Below are 16779 nucleotides of genomic sequence, written 5' to 3' on the forward strand. Positions count from 1 at the left end.
GCAAGCTTTCACCAGTGCATGCTTTATACCGACCTCCACCAGGGAGAAGTCGGATAGTCGGGTGCTCCGAGAACCAGCGTCTCTCCGATCTGAGGGGCAGCCAGCGCTACTTTGTTTTCTAAAGCGGCTTTGGACACCCTCTCGATGGGATCGGTCCATTCATGCATGGCCAAGGTGAATGCCCCCCAATGGATCGGGATCATCAGCTTGCCCCTTACATCCAGATGGGCTTGCACGGACTCCTCAGGCAGCATATGGATGCCTGCCCATCGCCGATCGTATTGTCCGCACTCCATGAAGGTTAAGTCGAAGGGGCCGTATTTCTGTCCAATCGCTTGAAAATGATCCCCATACCCGCTGTCTCCGCTAAAAAAGACGCTGACATTCCGGCCTTTAATGACCCAGGAGCACCATAATGTGGCCTCACGGTCGCCAAGCCCCCTGCCGGAGAAATGCCTGGCCGGCGTGCATGCCAGCTGAAGCCCTTCATATTGAAATTCGCTCCACCAGTCATGCTCCTGGATCTTCGCTTTGTCCACGCCCCACCTCTCCAGATGCAGGCCCACGCCCAAGGGAACAATGAACTGCTTCACGCGGTCCTTGATTCTCTTGATCGAGCCGTAATCCAGGTGATCGTAATGATCGTGGGAAATCAGCACCGCGTCGATGAGGGGCAGCTGCGCAAGCTCAAGCGGAACACTCCTGCTGAAGCGTCTGTTTCCGAATATCTGCACTGGCATAGGTGCTTTGCCGAACATGGGGTCGATCAGCAGCGTCTTCCCTTCCAGCTCCAGCATGAGCGCGGAATGGCCGAACCATCTGACAACGGTCTGATCAGGGAGCGCGGCGTACGGCACAGCCGACGTCACGGTCCCAATCGGTCTGGCGGGCTTCCGGTTCGTATTGGTCCGCATATAATCTCTCAATATACTGGTTAAAGTCTTGGGATCCATCGCCATTGAGGTCGGCGTGGCATTCATGAACCTGCCTTTGGCGTAATTGCCCGATTGCTTGTACATCTCCAGGGTTTCACCCGACGCCCGTCCGCCAAAGGCCGGATTAAGCTTCAGGAACAGATAACCCAGCAGAATCAGTCCGATAATGATAATAAGTACAGTCAGGATGATCATCATTCTCCTCTAGTCCTCGTAGCCCGCGATCCCCTTCTCCATGAGAAAATCCATTTCGGCCTCCAGAATGGATTCCACGGTCGGCTCGTCCAGCTTGATATCAGGACGGCTGAGCACATAATCCACAAGCTCGTCGCTGTCGACCTCGACTTCGCCTTTGGCATTTTCCTTGGCGCTGTTGATGAAGGTCTGTTCATGCTTCAATACCAGCTTAATGCTGGCTGCATTGACTTTAACCTGATCGGCTATGTACTGTACAAGCTCCTGCTCATTGACTTCTTCGCTCATGGCATTGTCATCTCCCTGGTTGTCTTGGAATGCTGTCATTGTAACACAGTGCAGGCTTAATTTCTAAGCCCCGGGAAGTCCCCCACCAGCACGGACAAATACTGCTTCAAATTCTCCAGCTCGTCCGGCGTCCGATCGCCAATCTCGCCGTCGCAATCGATTTCCTGTCCGGGGGAAGCCGCAATGGAAAGCTTGCCGGTCTTGAAATAACGGATGGCGCCGCCATCGGGCATTTCATTGGTCAGCTTCAGCGCAATGGCCTTCCAGGCCAGCTCCATAGAGGTTTCCTTGATGATCAGAACATCGAACTTTCCATCCTCCAGATCAGTTTCCGGAAAGAAGGTCCGCATTCCTCCGGTGAAAGCGCCGTTGCCGATGACGAGCAAGCAGGCCGTATCGTCATAATCGAAATCCGCACTTTTGATTTTCAGGGAGAAGGGCTCGAATCCCGTGATCGACTGCGCGGCGGAAATATAATAGGAAAGCTTGCCGAACCGTTCCTTCTTGTCCGAGTCCACATTGTTCGATACCAGCGTAATCAGTCCGATCCCCCAAAAGTTAAGGAAATAGCGGCTGCCGGATTTGCCCACATCCACCTGCTTCACCTGATTGGCCAGAATCTGCTCCACCGCGAGCAGAGGGTCCTGATTCATTCCAATCGCCCTTGAGAAATCATTGCATGTGCCCCCGGGCAAAATAGCAAACAATGGCCGCCGCTCCAGGATACACAGCGCATTGATGAGCTCATGGACCGTCCCGTCTCCCCCCGCGCCAATTATCAGATCAAATTCGCTGGCATGCTTCCCGATATATGCAGCGCCGTCACCCGCAGCCTCCGTTGTATAAACGACAACTTCTTCATAGCGCTGCTTAAGCTTATCTGAAATAATGCCGATTTGATTCACCATCGTGGATTTACCTGCAGCGGGGTTGAGAATAATAACTGCTCTTTGCATGCTCATTCTCCTTTACCAGCCGTTTGAAAGATATACTTCCATTATATACAAGCTGCAGCGGCAGAGAAAGCCGGACCTGACAGAGCTGACGACAGAGCGCATGGAGGAATGAAGTTCCATGAGATGCGGATAATCCGTGGGAGCAGCGACTTATCGCCCTGTTTGGCATAGCCCGCTCGACGTGTAAATAGGTTATACTTACTACATACGATTAGACGAAAGGGGCAGCCCCTAATGGATATCACCAGCAAACAGTGGGAAGATGAAATCAAAAAGGCGGCAGCAGAGGCCTACGATAAGGAAATCGCAGCGATTAACAAGCAGCTGGAGCAGGAGATTCTTTTTGCCTTGATTGGCGATGTCAATGCGGGCAAGTCTTCCACGATCAACAAGCTGATCGGCGAGGAAGTGGCGGGAGTCGGCGCAGAGCCTGGCGAAACCACGGAAATCAAGCCTCACGCATACACGGACAAGATTTATTTTGTCGACACGCCCGGCTTGAACGATATCAATCACAAAAATTCCGAGGAAACGCTGAAATATTTCAAAAACGCCGATGTCGTGTTATTCTTCCTGAATGCCGCCGGCACCGTCTTCTCCGAGTCGGAGAAGGAGTCCTTCCTCCAGATAGAGAAAATCAACAAAAATATACTGGTGGTCCTCAATAAAATTGATGCCGCCGACGAAATCGACCGGCTTGTCAAGCGGGTGCGCAAGGAAACCGGCGAGAAATACGAGGTCGTGCCGATCTCATCCCGTACGGGTGAAAATATCGATCTCCTGCGGAACAAGATTCTGGAGATTCTAAAAAAAAAGAGCAAGGATATTCTGTTCGCCAAAAGCATTAAAGAAAAGGCTGCAACCGCCCATACCTGGATTATCGGTGCGGCTACATCAGCCGGCGCCGCAGGCGCGCTGCCGGTTCCCGGCTCGGATATCATCCCGATTACCGCTATCCAGATTGGCCTGTTGACCAAGCTTGCCGCCCTTTATAACAAACCTCTATCCAAGGAAACCGCCAAGGAAATCGTGCTGACGACCATTGTCGGCAATATCGGCAAAAGTATTTTCCGTCAGGTGCTAAAGCTGTTTCCCGGCGCCGGCTCCATCGCTGGTGCAAGTGTTGCGGGAGCGATGACGCTCGCGCTTGGTTATGCCATGAAATATGCCTATGAGCACAATATCGAAATTACCGGCAAAAATATTAAAGAGATTTATACGCGCTATCGCGAGAGGGCCGAAAAACAATAATCGATGAACCGTACAACCGGATATTCATGCGACAGAGGATGGGAACAGATTGGATAACACGAACCGGATGCCTGCGTATATCTATACGTATGCCTGCCGCGAGGATGAAATTTCTTTATGTCAATTGGAACTGCGCTCCTTGTTTGGTAAGGGGACGCAGGCGAATCTTTTCAAAACAGATATTCTTGTCGACGTCAGCCGCAGCCCTTTTATTAAAGAACGCATCGATGTCATGTATGAAGGGGACAAGCTTGCCGATATTTATGAGCAGGTCGAGCAACTCGATCTGGGGAGCGCAACCTTCAAGGCGATATTCGTCAAAACCAATGATCTGGCTCCCGGGGATAAGGTGGAGTATGCCGAGCGGCGCATCATTGAGCGGGAGATCGGCATGCATATCGAAGGGGAAGCGGATATAAACAGGCCAGATCTTCTATACGGCATTGTTGCCTTCGGCGGGCGGTGGTATTTTGGCAGCTATCACAAGAATACGGCTCTCTGGCTGCATCATATGAAGAAGCCGCGCAGCTATTCCATTGCACTGAGCACCCGGGTGGCGCGGGCGGCTGTTAATATTGCCGTTCCCCGCCCTGAAGGAATCAGGGCCATCGACCCCTGCTGCGGGATCGGAACGGTTCTTGTCGAGGCTCTGTCCATGGGAATCGACATGGTTGGCAGGGATATCAATCATTTTATCGCCCGCGGAGCACGGGAGAATCTCGCTTTTTTTGGACTGGAGGGCGTGGTTACACGAGGGGATATTGCCGATATTGCCGAAACCTACGATGCCGCCATTGTGGATATGCCCTATAATCTTTACTCGAAAATAACGCCGGAGGAGCAGTTCTCGCTTCTCCTGCAAGCCAGGCGCATTGCAAAAAGAGTCGTCGTCGTCTCCATCGAGGCCATCGACGAGATGATCGGGAACGCCGGCTTTACCATTACAGACCGCTGTATCGCGAAAAAGGGTTTATTTTCCAGGCATCTGCTTGTTTGCGAGTAAGCAGTCTTTGACATTCCAAGAAGGCCGGCTGGGGCAAATCCGATGAAATCCTATCCCTTGTACCTGATTACGGTTCCGGAGATGGCGTCATACAGCGTTTGATTTTGTTTGCTCCATAAGGGGCTTAGCAGGTAAAGGAACACCAATCCGTAGACCACTGCCAATAAGCAATAAATTAAGATATCGGGATACCCCGAAGGTATAATCATATGCCAAATCGTAAAGTGGGCCAGCTCCCACGGGATGAATTTAATGGCGGAACGGCGGAACGAGTGCCCGTAGCCGACGGGTTGACCGCGCATGCCTGCCACCACGATCCCCATTTTGCGTTTTCCCCATGTCGCATGCGATTTGGAGCCTTCGCATAGGGCAAAATACAGATAGACAGGCAGTGTAATCAAAAGAAATCCGGTGAGCTCCGCCGTCGCAGCGCTGGTCTGAAAAAGCGGAACCAGCAGCGGTTTTGCAGGAAAAGATAACCCGACAAGCAGGACGATATATCCCAGAATGAGGACATAATCCCATAAAAATGCAATGATGCGGGTTCCAAACGAGACGCGCCCGGGATATTCCTGAATCTGTTCCTTCACTGCTTCAACTCCTCTTTTTCATCCTCTGGCAGCAAGCCGGTTCCACTCTGAGTGCCTCTGGAAAATGACAGCCGCGGGTTTATAATAAAGCTATACATTCAAAAAACATCGCAGCCGTTTCCGGACGGCTGCGATGTTTTTCTATCTGTCAGGCCGAATGGTTGGAGACATATTCCTCTCCTGCCGATACGGCCAGCTTATACATGTCCTGAAAAGGCAGCCCATGCTCGCGTGCCGCTTTTGCAACATCCTCATACTCGGGAGAAAAGCGGAACACGCGGCCCTCCCGGATAGCCAACTTGATCCTTACAGGACCATAGGCGGTGGCGACCAGAGCCATCTCCCGCTTCAGAATCCGTCTCGTCCACTTCGTTCTCCGTACGCCAAGCGTAGTGGTCTCGAGCAGCAGCACATCCTCACAGCGCGGCACAGCGGCATCCGGTGCCAGTACAGTGACCAAAGTTGCCGGACGGTTCTTCTTCATATATACCGGGGTAAAAAATACGTCAACCGCCCCGGCCTCGAACAGCCTCTCCATCGTGTAACCAAGCGCTTCGCCGGTCATATCATCCAATTGGGCTTCCATCACGATGACCGAATCTTCTTCATCTATGCCTGCCTGCTCCATCAGCAGCGCCCGGATCACATTGGGATGGGCAAATTCTTTGGTGCCCGCGCCGTAGCCGATCCTCTCGATGGTCAAGGCGGGGATATCGCCAAAGCCCTTGGCAAGCGCCTTCAGAATTCCTGCGCCGGTTGGCGTTGTCAGTTCGCCGGCAGCATCCAGCTTGGCAATCGGAATCCCGATCAGGATTTCTGCTGTGGCCGGGGCTGGAATCGGATACAACCCATGCGCCATTTTTAGTTTTCCATGACCTGTTGGAACAGGGGAAGCATAGATTTCCTCGATTCCCAGATTCTCCATCGCCAGACATACGCCGATCGTATCAATAATGGAGTCCATGGCCCCCACCTCATGAAAATGCACCTCTTCCGGGCTCATCCCATGGATCTTTCCTTCTGCTTTTGCTATGGTTTGAAAAATGGCCGTACTGCGCTGCTTCACCCGACCGGGCAGTCCGCTCTCCGCGATCATCCGCAGAATATCGGAGGCTTTGCGGTGATGGTGTTCATGGTCCCCGCCATGAGTATGCTCATGGTCATGGTCATGGCTATGTGTATGACTGTGGCCATCATCATGTGTGTGCGCGTGACTATGGCTATGGCCGTCATCATGTGTATGCGCGTGACTATGGTTATGGCCGTCATCATGTGTATGCGCGTGACTATGGCTGTGGCCGTCATCATGTGTATGCGCGTGACTATGGCTGTGGCCGTCATCGTGGGTATGCGCGTGACTATGGCTGTGGCCGTCATCGTGCGTATGCGCGTGACTATGGCTATGGCCGTCATCATGAGTATGCGCGTGACTATGGCTATGGCCGTCATCATGAGTATGCGCGTGACTATGGCTATGGCCGTCATCATGAGTAAGCGCGTGACTATGAGTGTGGCCATCATCATGGCTGTGCCCGCCATCGTGCGTATGTATGTGACTGTGGCCCTCGTCATGGCTGTGCCCGCCGCCAATATGCAGACGCAGCTTTTTCGCCGAAATCCCCTTTTTGATAACGGGATCGACGGCAATGCTGAACGGATCAATCGGAAGCGCTTTTAGATGGCTTTCAATATAGGAAAGATCCGCACCAAGGTCAATTAATGCCGCCAACGCCATATCTCCGGCAATACCGGAGATGCAATCCAAGTAAAGTACCTTCACCGTGCTCCCGCCTCCGTCACCAATTGCTGAATAATAGCAGCCTGATAGCCTGCTCCGAAGCCGTTATCAATATTGACCACGGTGACTCCCGCCGCGCAGGAGGTCAGCATCGACAACAGCGGGGTTAGCCCCTGAAAATGAGCCCCGTACCCCACGGAGGTTGGAACGGCAACGACCGGTCGACGGACCATACCGCCAACGACACTTGCAAGGGCGCCCTCCATGCCTGCCACCACAATCAGCACATTGGCTTCCTGAAGCTTGTCGCGATAGGCAAGCAGACGGTCAATGCCGGCAACGCCGACGTCATAAATTTTCTCCACCTCGCAGCCCATCCACCGGGCTGTGCCTGCCGCCTCCTCGGCCACAGGCAGATCGGACGTGCCTGCACAGAGAACAAGAACCTTCCCTGCAAAACGCACAGAAGGCTCCCCCAATGTAATCAGGCGGGATGTCGGATTATATACGGCCTCCGGAAAATCCTCCTGCACGGCAAGCGCCATTTCTTCCGTAGCCAGCGTTACCAGCGCCTTGCCGTGGGCATTCATCAAACGCTCCACGATTTGGCGTACCTGGTCAACGGTTTTGCCTTTGCCGAATATCACCTCCGGAAAGCCCGTTCTTTCTTCTCTGGCGTAATCCACCTTGCTGAAACCAAGGTCTTCGAATTGATTCTTGCTGTCCATTTTATCCTCCTGCCAGGATGATCCCGGCCCCAATTTGATCCAATACCAGTTACCCGTGCAGTTACTCTGCTCCCGCTCCTACCTTCAGCGCCTGATTCATACTTCCGCTGCGGTAGCCGACCAGATCCAGCGTGACATAGCCGTAACCATACGATTTCAGCGTTGTTGCGATCTGCTCGAAGTGGCTGACCACAATCGGCATTTGCGCCGTCTCCACTTCAATTCTGGCGATTTCCCCATGCGTCCGCACCCGGACCTGACGAATGCCCAGCGATTTGATAAAAGCCTCCGCTTTGTCGATCTTCGTCAGCTTCGCCTGCGTAATCATTTCCCCGTAAGCAATCCGGGAGGACAGGCAGGCAAAGGAAGGCTTATCCCAGGTATCCAGGCCAAGATCCTTGGACAGGGCTCTGATCTCTTCTTTATACAGGTTCACTTCGGCAAGCGGTCCTCTGACCCCATGCTCTTGTGCTGCTTTGACGCCGGGCCGGTGTTCGCTCATATCATCCGCAATCAGGCCGAACACCATATTTTTGTAACCCTTCTCAGCCAGAATCGGCATTAAGTGCTCAAATAAACTCTTCTTGCAAAAATAACAGCGGTTCGCCGTATTCTCGCTGTAGCCGGGTATTTCAAGCTCCGAGGTCTCGATCACCTGATGCGGAGCGCCCATCTGCTCGGCGAGCTTCTTCGCTTCAAGCAGCTCCGATGAAGGGTATGTCTCCGAATCGGCCGTAACCGCCAGAACGTTGTCCGCACCCAGCTCATCCAGTGCTACCTTGAGCAGGAACGTACTGTCCACTCCGCCGGAGAAAGCGACCACGACACTCTCCATCTCGCGAAGCTTGGCCTGCAAGGCCTCCAATTTCTGCTGCGGCATGCTCTTTCTCCTCTCGTCTTCCATTGTCATCCCCATGTTCTACGCTTTAAGCAATTGATGTCGGCGACTCGAACACAGAGGTATAACCGCTGATGGCACTAAGAATCCGCGCTGCCTCTTCATCGTTCATGGAGCCGAAGCGCTCTACGGCATCAACGATTTTGGGGAACAGGTGAATGTCACCTGCACTGGCAAATCCCGCGATACCGGGAAAAGAGAGCACAAAGTGCACGCAGGCATCGATAACCTCCTGCTGGTCGAAAGGCTCATACCAGGTCGCATAATTGCGCTTCTGATTTTCGCCCCAAGGAGCCTTCGCAACAGCTTTGATCACACGGACGGCTGCATCCTGTTTGCCCGCCTCTTCCATCAGAGCGTCAAAATCTGCGCGGTACTCCGGCAAAGAATACATATAATAATTAAGCGGAAGCAGAACCGTTGCGAACGGGAACCTTCTAAGCGCTTCCAAATGAGTAGCAGGCGCCTGATGTCCGTGACCTGTAATTCCGATATTTTTTACAATGCCTTCATCCTTGGCTTCCAGAGCGGCTTCAAGCGCGCCTCCCTTTTCCGTGCAGCGGTCCAGCTCCTCAATCGTGCCTACAGCATGCAGCTGAAGCAGATCGACGGAATCCACCTTCATACGCTCCAGGGAACGGTAGATCTCTTCCTTCGCTTTGGCCTTCGTGCGCTCGCCGGTTTTCGTGGCAAGGAAAATATCGCTGCGGATGCCGCTGATGATCGGTCCCATTCTTAGCTCCGCATCGCCATAGCTTGCCGCCGTGTCAAAATGATTGACGCCATGCGCCCGTGCAAACGAAATCGACTCATCCGCCTCTTCCTGTGTGACATTCCCCAAGCTCGCGGCACCAAACATGACCACAGATCCTTCATAACCCAAACGGCCTATCCTTCGCTTCAACATGCGTGAACGCCTCCCAGAATTAGAATCGTACTTTGGATCAATCGCCTATCTATTCCTATTATAAACCTGTATATCCGATTTGGCTTCAACAAAACGATCGATATTTCTCACACTTGGCGATTTGCACATCCCGGTTGCCCTGTAAGGAAACAAAAAGAAACGGTCGGGAGGCCGTTTCTTTTTGATATAGAGGTTCTATTTTCAGCCTGAGGTCAAAGGTATCGTGCTTACCGAATGTCCCTTTCTGAGCTCCGCATAAAGCTCCGGCCTGCGGTCCTGATAAGGAGCGACCGCACCGCGAATCCGATTATCGCGCAGCTTGGCAAAATCGGCATTGGCCAGCACGACGGAATCCTGATTCATTTCCCCGACCGCAGCAACGCCTTCTTCCGTGAAGGGAAAATCACAGGGCGTGAACAAACCCGCCTGGGAAAATCCCGTATCAATCTGGGGGCGTCCCTCCGTGAGCACACCCACGATGCCGCTTAACACAACGAAGAGCTGATTCTCAACGGCCCGTGCCTGGCAGCAGTGACGGACGCGGTAGTAGCCGAAGGCATTGTCCGTGTAGGATGGGCAAAGGATCAAATCCGCGCCTCTTTCGGCTGCAATCCGGGACAGCTCGGGAAATTCAATATCGTAGCAAATCAGAATAGCCGCCTTGCCCCAATCGGTCTCGAACACTACCAGGTCCTCGCCTTTGAGCAGCGGCCAGCGGTTCTGCTCCTCCGGGGTCAGATGCAGCTTATCCTGCATTTCAATCCGTCCGTCCGGGAAGAAGATGAACGCCTTATTGACGAACCCTTCCTCCTCCCGGCATATATGCGTGCCTCCGAGAATGACGATTTGCTGCTCCCGGCTTAAACCTTGAAAAAACTCCACATATTTCTCGGTGAAGGAGTCCAGATATTCGCATGCTTCCAGATGCGTAAGTTCCGGTACAATGCCCAGCAGATGGGCGGTTACATACTCGGGAAAAATTATCATGTCGGCGCCTTGCAGGGCGGCATGTGTAATTTTTGCCTGCAGTCCCGTCCAGAATTGTTCCTCAGATTGGATATCTGTCAGATCATACTGAACGGCTGCGATTGTCAGGTTCTCCATGTCCACCTCCGTAGCTTCAGGAACGAATCTGCAAGGAATAAATATCTGTACGGCGGTCCCTGAACGTCAGTACATCCTTGGATTTGCGAAAACGCTGCAAAGTTTCCATATCTACCTCGGCCATAATGACCGTTTCCGTGTTTTCGCTGCATTCACCCGCAATGCCATCCGGCGGGAACGAGAAGTCTGCCGGCGTATATACACCGGACTGTGCATACTGAATATCGACATTATCGACATGGGTCAGGTTGCCCACCGTGCCTGAGGTGACGGTGAAGACCTGATTCTCAATCGCGCGCGCCTGGGCGCAGTATTTGACCCGCAGAAAGGTTTGCCGGTCTTCCGCGCAGAAGGGAACAAAAATAATCTGCGCCCCTTCTTCAGCGACGATGCGCGATATTTCCGGGTACTCAATATCGCTGCTCAGCTGGATCGATATTTTCCCGCAGTCCGTATCGAACACTTCCAGAACGGAACCGCCGTTGATGCCCCACCATCTGCGCTCATTGGGCGATATATGAAGCTTATACTGCTGGGCGATCGTTCCATCCCGGCGGAACAAATGGGCAACCGTATAAATCCGGTTATTCTGTTCGATGAAGTGCGAGCCGCCAATAATATTCACATTATATTTCACGGCAAGCTCCGAGAACAGCTCCACATACTGCTCCGTGTAGGTGCTGAGCTTGCGGATGGCAAGGCTCGGGGACCGCTCTTCAAGAAAGGATAGCAGCTGCATGGTGAAATTTTCCGGAAATACGGCAAAATCCGACTTATAGTCGGAAGCGACATCCACATAATGCTCACACTGTGTAGCGAACTCGTCGAAAGAGTCGATCTTCTTCATCATATATTGAACGACGCAGATACGGACGGGAAACGACAGCTTGTAGTGGATTTTGTTGGCGCTCGGTTTGTAATCAATATTGTTCCATTCCAGCAAAGCGGCGTAATTCATCGAATCCTCATCATCCGATAGATAATTCGTAATAATCCGCTTCAGCGTAAAGCCGTTCATCATTTGGAAGGTCAGCACCGGATCATAAATATTTTGCTGCAGCACCTCTTCCGCATAGGCTCTTGGCGACATTTGATCACTATATTTATGATAACCGGGAATGCGTCCGCCGACAATAATACTTTTCAGATTCAGCTGCTCAGCAAGCTGCTTTCGGGCTTCGTAGAGACGGCGGCCAATCTTCATGCGGCGGAAGCTCGGATGGACCATAACCTCCATCCCGTACAAGCTTTCGCCGCGCGGATTATGGTTGCGAATATAGCCGTTATCGGTAATTTCCGAGTAGGTGTGCTGTTCCAGATAGTCATCGAAATTGACGATCAGGCTCGAGCAGGATCCGATAATTTCGCCATCCAGTTCCACGCACAGCTGCCCCTCAGGGAATATCTTCTTGTGGCTTTCCAACTGGTCAAGCTTCCATGGAGACATACCTGGAAAACAAATATTTTGCAGCTCAATGATTTTTCCAAAATCCTCGCGCTCAATCGTCCGAATAATAATTTTCTTCTCGAATTGTGAAATTTGGTCACCTGTCATATATAAACCCCTCATCCAAGTCATTAATCATTAATGATACACCGCCATATTCATAGCCGTATTAATGCACTATCATTGCTTTGTAAACTTTTTCAGGGATTTGTAATCATCGCGAATGGTTCTACCGTTATTATATGCCAGGAATACTTAAGTCATTAGGCATGCTGAACGAATTCCTTTCGCAAGCCCTGCCAGCGTTCAAGATTGTCCTTTCGTGCGCCGTACTTCCCGCTGATACGGATGAAAAAACAAATAACCTCTTGTTCCGCTCTCCAGATGAGGGGACAAAAGGTTCTTATTGGGATTCGTTCCCGATTAAAGCAAAACAGACGAAAGGTGCTTATTAAATAATTACGATTTATTGTCTTTCGCTACCGGATTGGATTGTATGAAATCCAGATGATCATAACCCCAACCGCACATATCCGTCAGAACTGAGCCAAGGGTTCGTCCATGCGCAGAGAGGGAGTATTCGACCTTTGGCGGAATTTCCGGATAAATCTGCCGTTCGACAAGCCCATCCGCCTCCAATTCCCGCAGCTGGCTGGTCAGCATCCCCTGTGTAACCTTAGGAAGCAGGCGTCTCAGCTCTCCAAACCGCTTGGTCCCCTGATTCAGCAAAATAAATAAAATCAGCGGCTTCCACTTGCCGCCGATCGCATGCAGGGTTGCCGCAATTCCATCCGTCGCCCCCCTACTGTCTTCCTTCATGCGCATCTTGTCCACTCCCTTCAATCGAACCGCTTGTTCCACCACTATCAGCCATGTTATCAAAATGAGCCTATTTTATATAGTACTACTGATTTCCATACTTGGTATGATTAGTGTACCATGAATTTCTCAAATGCTGAACAGACGCTGATTCTTCGATTGTTAATCTGGTGGCAACTCCGGTTCTTCGTGACCCTCAACGGGGTAATGCCGGCAGATCTCCAGTCGAACCCGTCCCTCGCCATCGAAGGGAACGCCTTCTTCCTGCAAATACAGCTTTTGCAGAAAACGGGATTCATCCTGCTGTACAGCAATTTCCCCCAGTCTGTTGACAACTCTGTGCCATGGCAGCTCATGTGCTTTGCTCATAGAATGCAGAATTCGCACGACCTGCCTCGCTCCTCTCGGGCTTCCGGCTGCTTCCGCGATTTGCCCATAGCTCATGACGTATCCTGCCGGGATGCTTTTAATTATCTCAATGACGCGCTGCGTGAATAGCTCCAAGTCTGTACCTCCCTAGAAAGGATATCTGTCCTTATATTACAGAAGGAGGCTGCCCTATTGTCAATGGAAGAGAATATATGGTAAGGTTAATTTATACTAACATTGATTAAGGTTACCTATTTCAATAAGAGGATGTATTGCTGATGACAACAAAGAAAGTGAAGCTGGGCGTTCCCCGTCAAGAAGGCCAGTTATCCATGATGTTTCCCAGAGGAGGTCCCCGGGAAGGTGCCGGAAGAAAGGCAATCGGCGAAACCAAAAAAATCTCCCTAACCCTGTCTAAAGAAGCATGGCAGGAGATTGAAAACCAATGCAGCGAGCTGGATAAGTCGAGATCCGAACTGCTTCGTGAAATTCTGGAAGCTCATTTTCATGAGAAAGAAGTGAGGGAGGAGTGATTCCGCTTGCTGGTTAAGGTGAGTCAGAAGTTATTACTTCATGCATTACATCATGTTGCTCCTGCAGTATCGTCCAGGAGCATAATCCCCTTGCTGTCCGGAATACTGCTGCAAGCCGATTCACAGAGATTACGGCTCAGTGCCAGCAATACCAGTATGATGCTGCAGTATGAGCTGCCAGCGGATGACAATCGGATTATCGTTGAGTTGGGCGGAAGCGTCGTCATCCCCGCACTTTATTTTATAGATATTATCCGGCATTGCCCATCTTCCATGGTCACAATGGAGTGCGATGACAGCCTGATCGTCAGTATCCGCTCGGATACTTCGGTCTATCATTTGTCCGGCATGAACGCCGAGGAATATCCGCGTATGGCAGGTGACAGCCGGTCCAATAATATCAGTTTGCAAAGTTCTGTTCTGACGAGGCTTATTAAGCAGGTTGCCTTCGCTGTCTCCGCTTCGGAATTCAGGCCTATCCTGACAGGCGTGTCTTTTACAGTCGAAGGGGAGCAGCTGCGGCTGTTGGCTACTGATGGCGTACGGCTTGCTTCGCAGGTGACGAATGCGGCTTCAGCATCCCTGATCAAGGATTCTGTATCCATCGTAATCCCCGGGAAACATTTGCTGGATTATTCGAAATTGCTGCAGGATGAGCAGTCAAGGACAGATATCAGCGTTGGAGATCGAAGCATTCTCTTCAGAACCCATAACCTGCAAATGAAGTCTTCTCTCCTAGACGGGAAATATCCCATACCGGCTAATCTGGTCAGCAAGGTAGTCACCACGGTTATGATGGTGAATTCCGCCTTGTTTCTGCAGGCCCTGGAGCGTGTTTGTCTGCTCGCAGATAAGAGCCATGTCGTCAGATTGTCCACTATAAGACAAAACACAATACTGCTCTTCTCCAAAACGACGGAAATCGGCGATGTCAGTGAAGAGCTTATTGTGAATGCGCTGAATGGCGACGAGATCACCATATTTTTTAATGGCAAGTATATGATGGATATCCTGCGGTCGATGGGCAGCCGCCAGGTAATGGTAAAGTTCTCCGGGAGGTGGAACCCTATAATCATTCAGCCTGATAATAGCCCGGAGACCTTATACATTCTTACTCCGATCAAGTCAAATAGCTAAAGGGGACAAGCGGATACCCGCCGTAAGACTCTGCCATCCTGACCGGGCTAAGAGGCCTTCTCCCCTTTTTGCAGCTGATACATTTTGAAATAGCGGCCTCCGAGCGCCATCAGCTCATCGTGGTTGCCCCTCTCGACAATTTCGCCGCGGTGCAGCACCAGAATTTGATCGGCCTCGCGAATCGTTGACAGCCTGTGGGCAATGATCAAGGTTGTCCGCCCTTCACTGACCACCTTCAACGCCCGCTGGATAAGACCCTCGGTCTCGCTGTCGATACTGGCTGTCGCTTCATCCAGAATCAGAATGGCAGGATCGAATGCGAGCGCCCTGGCAAAAGAGATCAGCTGACGCTGTCCGGAGGACAGCGTGCTTCCCCGCTCTACCACCTGCTCGTCATAACCGTGAGGCAGCTGCTCGATAAAAGGCGCCGCCCCCACATCTCGCAGCGCGCTCTTCACCTGGTCAAGTGAAATTTCCTCATTATAGAGACTGACATTGAATTTGATATCCCCTGCGAACAAGTACGGATCCTGCAGAACAATCCCCATATGCTTGCGCAGCGCCTGCTTGGAGAACGTCGTGATATCGCGTCCATCGACGGTAATAAGACCATGTCCGGGTTCATAGAAGCCCAGAAGCAGGTTGATAATGGAGCTCTTGCCTGAGCCGGTATGGCCGACAAGCGCCACCGTCTCTCCTTTTCGGGCCTCGAAGGAAATTTGCTTCAGCACATCTTCCCCTTCTTTGTAGGCAAAGGTCACGTTATCGAACTTCACCACGCCCTCCGGACGGCTTACGTCAGCGGTCTTCTCTACCTCCATGCCCTCCAGATCCATAATCGCAAATACTTTATCGGCGGAAACAAAGGCCCGCTGCGCATTCGTCAACTGATCGAAAATCCCGATGATCGGCTGAAAAATCCGTCCCAAATAATCGATAAATGCATAGAACACACCAAAGGCAATTGTAGCCTGCAGGGCATCGCGGCCAAAGTAATAAATCACCAGCGCGGTTACCAGACTGCCGATCGTACCCACGATATTCCGTGAAGACAGGGAAAAAATCCGGAACTGCTTGATCTGGTTCACATAGCGGTCTTCATTAAGCTCCTCGAATTCCTCAAGGGTCACTTTCTCGCGGCGAAAAGCCTGGATAATCGGCATAACGACGATGGATTCGTTAATCATGGCATTCATATCGCTGAGACGGGCCCGCATAATCGTGATAAAAATTTTGGAATATTTCAAATGAACAATCATGATGACCACAAAGATCGGCGGCAGGAGCAGGCAGTACAGCGCCAGGCGCGCATCCAATATGAACAAGGCTACGAAAATCCCTGTCAGCTGCACCATGCTTACGACAAAGGTGGCCATGAAGCTCATGAACAAATCGCGGATAGCCTCCGTGTCATTGGCTATTCTCGATACAACCTGCCCGATTGGCGTATTATCGTAAAAGCGCAAGGGAATCCGCTGGATATGCCGCATCAGATCCATGCGCATATTTTTGATAATTTGCAGCGCCGTCGCCTGCAGGATATAAGCCTGCGAGAAATTGCCGACGCTGGCGATGAGCAGCAGTCCCATATAACCCCCAAGGAGCAGAAGTACGGATCTCAGATCTTCTGTGCCGGGGGTGAGATATTTATCAATAATAGTCTTCGTAATGAAAGGTCCGCCGAGCTCAGCGCCTACGGAACAGCATAAAATGAGCAAAGCGCCGATAATTCTGAATTTATAAACGAGCGCATACGCGAATAGTCGTCTCGTTGTAGATGGTTTGGACATTCAAATAGCCCTCCTGAGCTTTTTTGTGCAAGCTTCCCTGGACGCCTGACCGCAAGGTTATAAACCGTCCAGCCGTGAAGCATATCTCCAA

17 protein-coding genes are annotated in these 16779 nt (G+C 51.6%); 4 read left to right on the forward strand and 13 right to left on the reverse strand.

The genetic code is table 11. The features are described 5' to 3' along the window. Positions 1–23: 23 nt before the first annotated feature. The 3 genes from AC0YOB_RS19245 to AC0YOB_RS19255 form a co-directional block, all read right to left on the reverse strand. A complete protein-coding gene (locus AC0YOB_RS19245) occupies positions 24–1019 on the reverse strand; it encodes an MBL fold metallo-hydrolase (protein ID WP_475794231.1) in 996 nt (331 codons plus the stop codon). 120 nt (positions 1020–1139) lie between these two features. Beyond that, positions 1140–1418, reverse strand: coding sequence for a hypothetical protein (locus AC0YOB_RS19250; protein ID WP_475769486.1), 279 nt, complete (start codon positions 1416–1418; stop codon positions 1140–1142). A 56-nt stretch (positions 1419–1474) separates the two neighbouring features. Then, positions 1475–2374: a diacylglycerol/lipid kinase family protein gene (locus AC0YOB_RS19255; protein ID WP_475794148.1), complete on the reverse strand. Its 900-nt coding sequence runs from the start codon at positions 2372–2374 to the stop codon at positions 1475–1477. Between the two features lie 234 nt (positions 2375–2608). Here AC0YOB_RS19255 and AC0YOB_RS19260 point away from each other — a divergent pair, with 234 nt between their 5' ends. Continuing rightward, complete coding sequence (locus AC0YOB_RS19260) at positions 2609–3625, forward strand: GTPase (protein ID WP_210039179.1); 1017 nt, start codon at positions 2609–2611, stop codon at positions 3623–3625. 49 nt (positions 3626–3674) lie between these two features. Then, positions 3675–4628: a TRM11 family SAM-dependent methyltransferase gene (locus AC0YOB_RS19265; protein WP_475794149.1), complete on the forward strand. Its 954-nt coding sequence runs from the start codon at positions 3675–3677 to the stop codon at positions 4626–4628. A 50-nt stretch (positions 4629–4678) separates the two neighbouring features. On the opposite strand, the gene AC0YOB_RS19270 is transcribed toward AC0YOB_RS19265, so the two are convergent. The 9 genes from AC0YOB_RS19270 to AC0YOB_RS19310 all read right to left on the reverse strand — a co-directional run bounded on the left by AC0YOB_RS19270 (position 4679) and on the right by AC0YOB_RS19310 (position 13363). Continuing rightward, on the reverse strand, positions 4679–5218 hold the full coding sequence (locus AC0YOB_RS19270) for an RDD family protein (RefSeq protein WP_475794150.1): 540 nt from the start codon (positions 5216–5218) through the stop codon (positions 4679–4681). Positions 5219–5366: 148 nt separating this feature from the next. Then, positions 5367–6953: a nickel pincer cofactor biosynthesis protein LarC gene (gene larC / locus AC0YOB_RS19275; protein WP_475794232.1), complete on the reverse strand. Its 1587-nt coding sequence runs from the start codon at positions 6951–6953 to the stop codon at positions 5367–5369. 41 nt (positions 6954–6994) lie between these two features. Beyond that, positions 6995–7684: a nickel pincer cofactor biosynthesis protein LarB gene (larB, locus tag AC0YOB_RS19280; RefSeq protein WP_210039182.1), complete on the reverse strand. Its 690-nt coding sequence runs from the start codon at positions 7682–7684 to the stop codon at positions 6995–6997. Positions 7685–7745: 61 nt separating this feature from the next. Next, on the reverse strand, positions 7746–8564 hold the full coding sequence (larE, locus tag AC0YOB_RS19285; protein WP_475769481.1) for an ATP-dependent sacrificial sulfur transferase LarE: 819 nt from the start codon (positions 8562–8564) through the stop codon (positions 7746–7748). A gap of 46 nt (positions 8565–8610) precedes the next feature. Beyond that, entirely contained in the window at positions 8611–9489 is an 879-nt protein-coding gene (locus AC0YOB_RS19290) for an aldo/keto reductase (protein ID WP_475794151.1), read from the reverse strand. Between the two features lie 201 nt (positions 9490–9690). Further along, positions 9691–10593 (reverse strand): carbon-nitrogen hydrolase family protein, encoded by a 903-nt coding sequence (locus AC0YOB_RS19295; RefSeq protein ID WP_475794152.1) that lies wholly within the window; start codon positions 10591–10593, stop codon positions 9691–9693. 16 nt (positions 10594–10609) lie between these two features. After that, positions 10610–12148: a GNAT family N-acetyltransferase gene (locus AC0YOB_RS19300; RefSeq protein ID WP_475794153.1), complete on the reverse strand. Its 1539-nt coding sequence runs from the start codon at positions 12146–12148 to the stop codon at positions 10610–10612. A 351-nt stretch (positions 12149–12499) separates the two neighbouring features. Next, complete coding sequence (locus tag AC0YOB_RS19305) at positions 12500–12865, reverse strand: winged helix-turn-helix transcriptional regulator (protein ID WP_475794154.1); 366 nt, start codon at positions 12863–12865, stop codon at positions 12500–12502. Between the two features lie 156 nt (positions 12866–13021). Next, positions 13022–13363 carry an MGMT family protein gene (locus tag AC0YOB_RS19310; protein ID WP_210039187.1) on the reverse strand — a complete coding sequence of 114 codons (342 nt, stop codon included), beginning with the start codon at positions 13361–13363 and terminating at the stop codon, positions 13022–13024. A 143-nt stretch (positions 13364–13506) separates the two neighbouring features. Between AC0YOB_RS19310 and AC0YOB_RS19315 the strand changes: the two genes are divergently transcribed. Continuing rightward, positions 13507–13761 (forward strand): hypothetical protein, encoded by a 255-nt coding sequence (locus AC0YOB_RS19315; protein WP_475794155.1) that lies wholly within the window; start codon positions 13507–13509, stop codon positions 13759–13761. Positions 13762–13779: 18 nt separating this feature from the next. Then, a complete protein-coding gene (gene dnaN, locus AC0YOB_RS19320; protein ID WP_475794233.1) occupies positions 13780–14898 on the forward strand; it encodes a DNA polymerase III subunit beta in 1119 nt (372 codons plus the stop codon). Positions 14899–14945: 47 nt separating this feature from the next. Here dnaN and AC0YOB_RS19325 read toward each other — a convergent pair whose 3' ends face one another. Then, positions 14946–16688, reverse strand: a complete 1743-nt coding sequence (locus AC0YOB_RS19325; protein WP_475794156.1) for an ABC transporter ATP-binding protein — start codon at positions 16686–16688, stop codon at positions 14946–14948. Positions 16689–16779: the final 91 nt, after the last annotated feature.

Source organism: Paenibacillus sp. JT31N17, assembly GCF_056269255.1.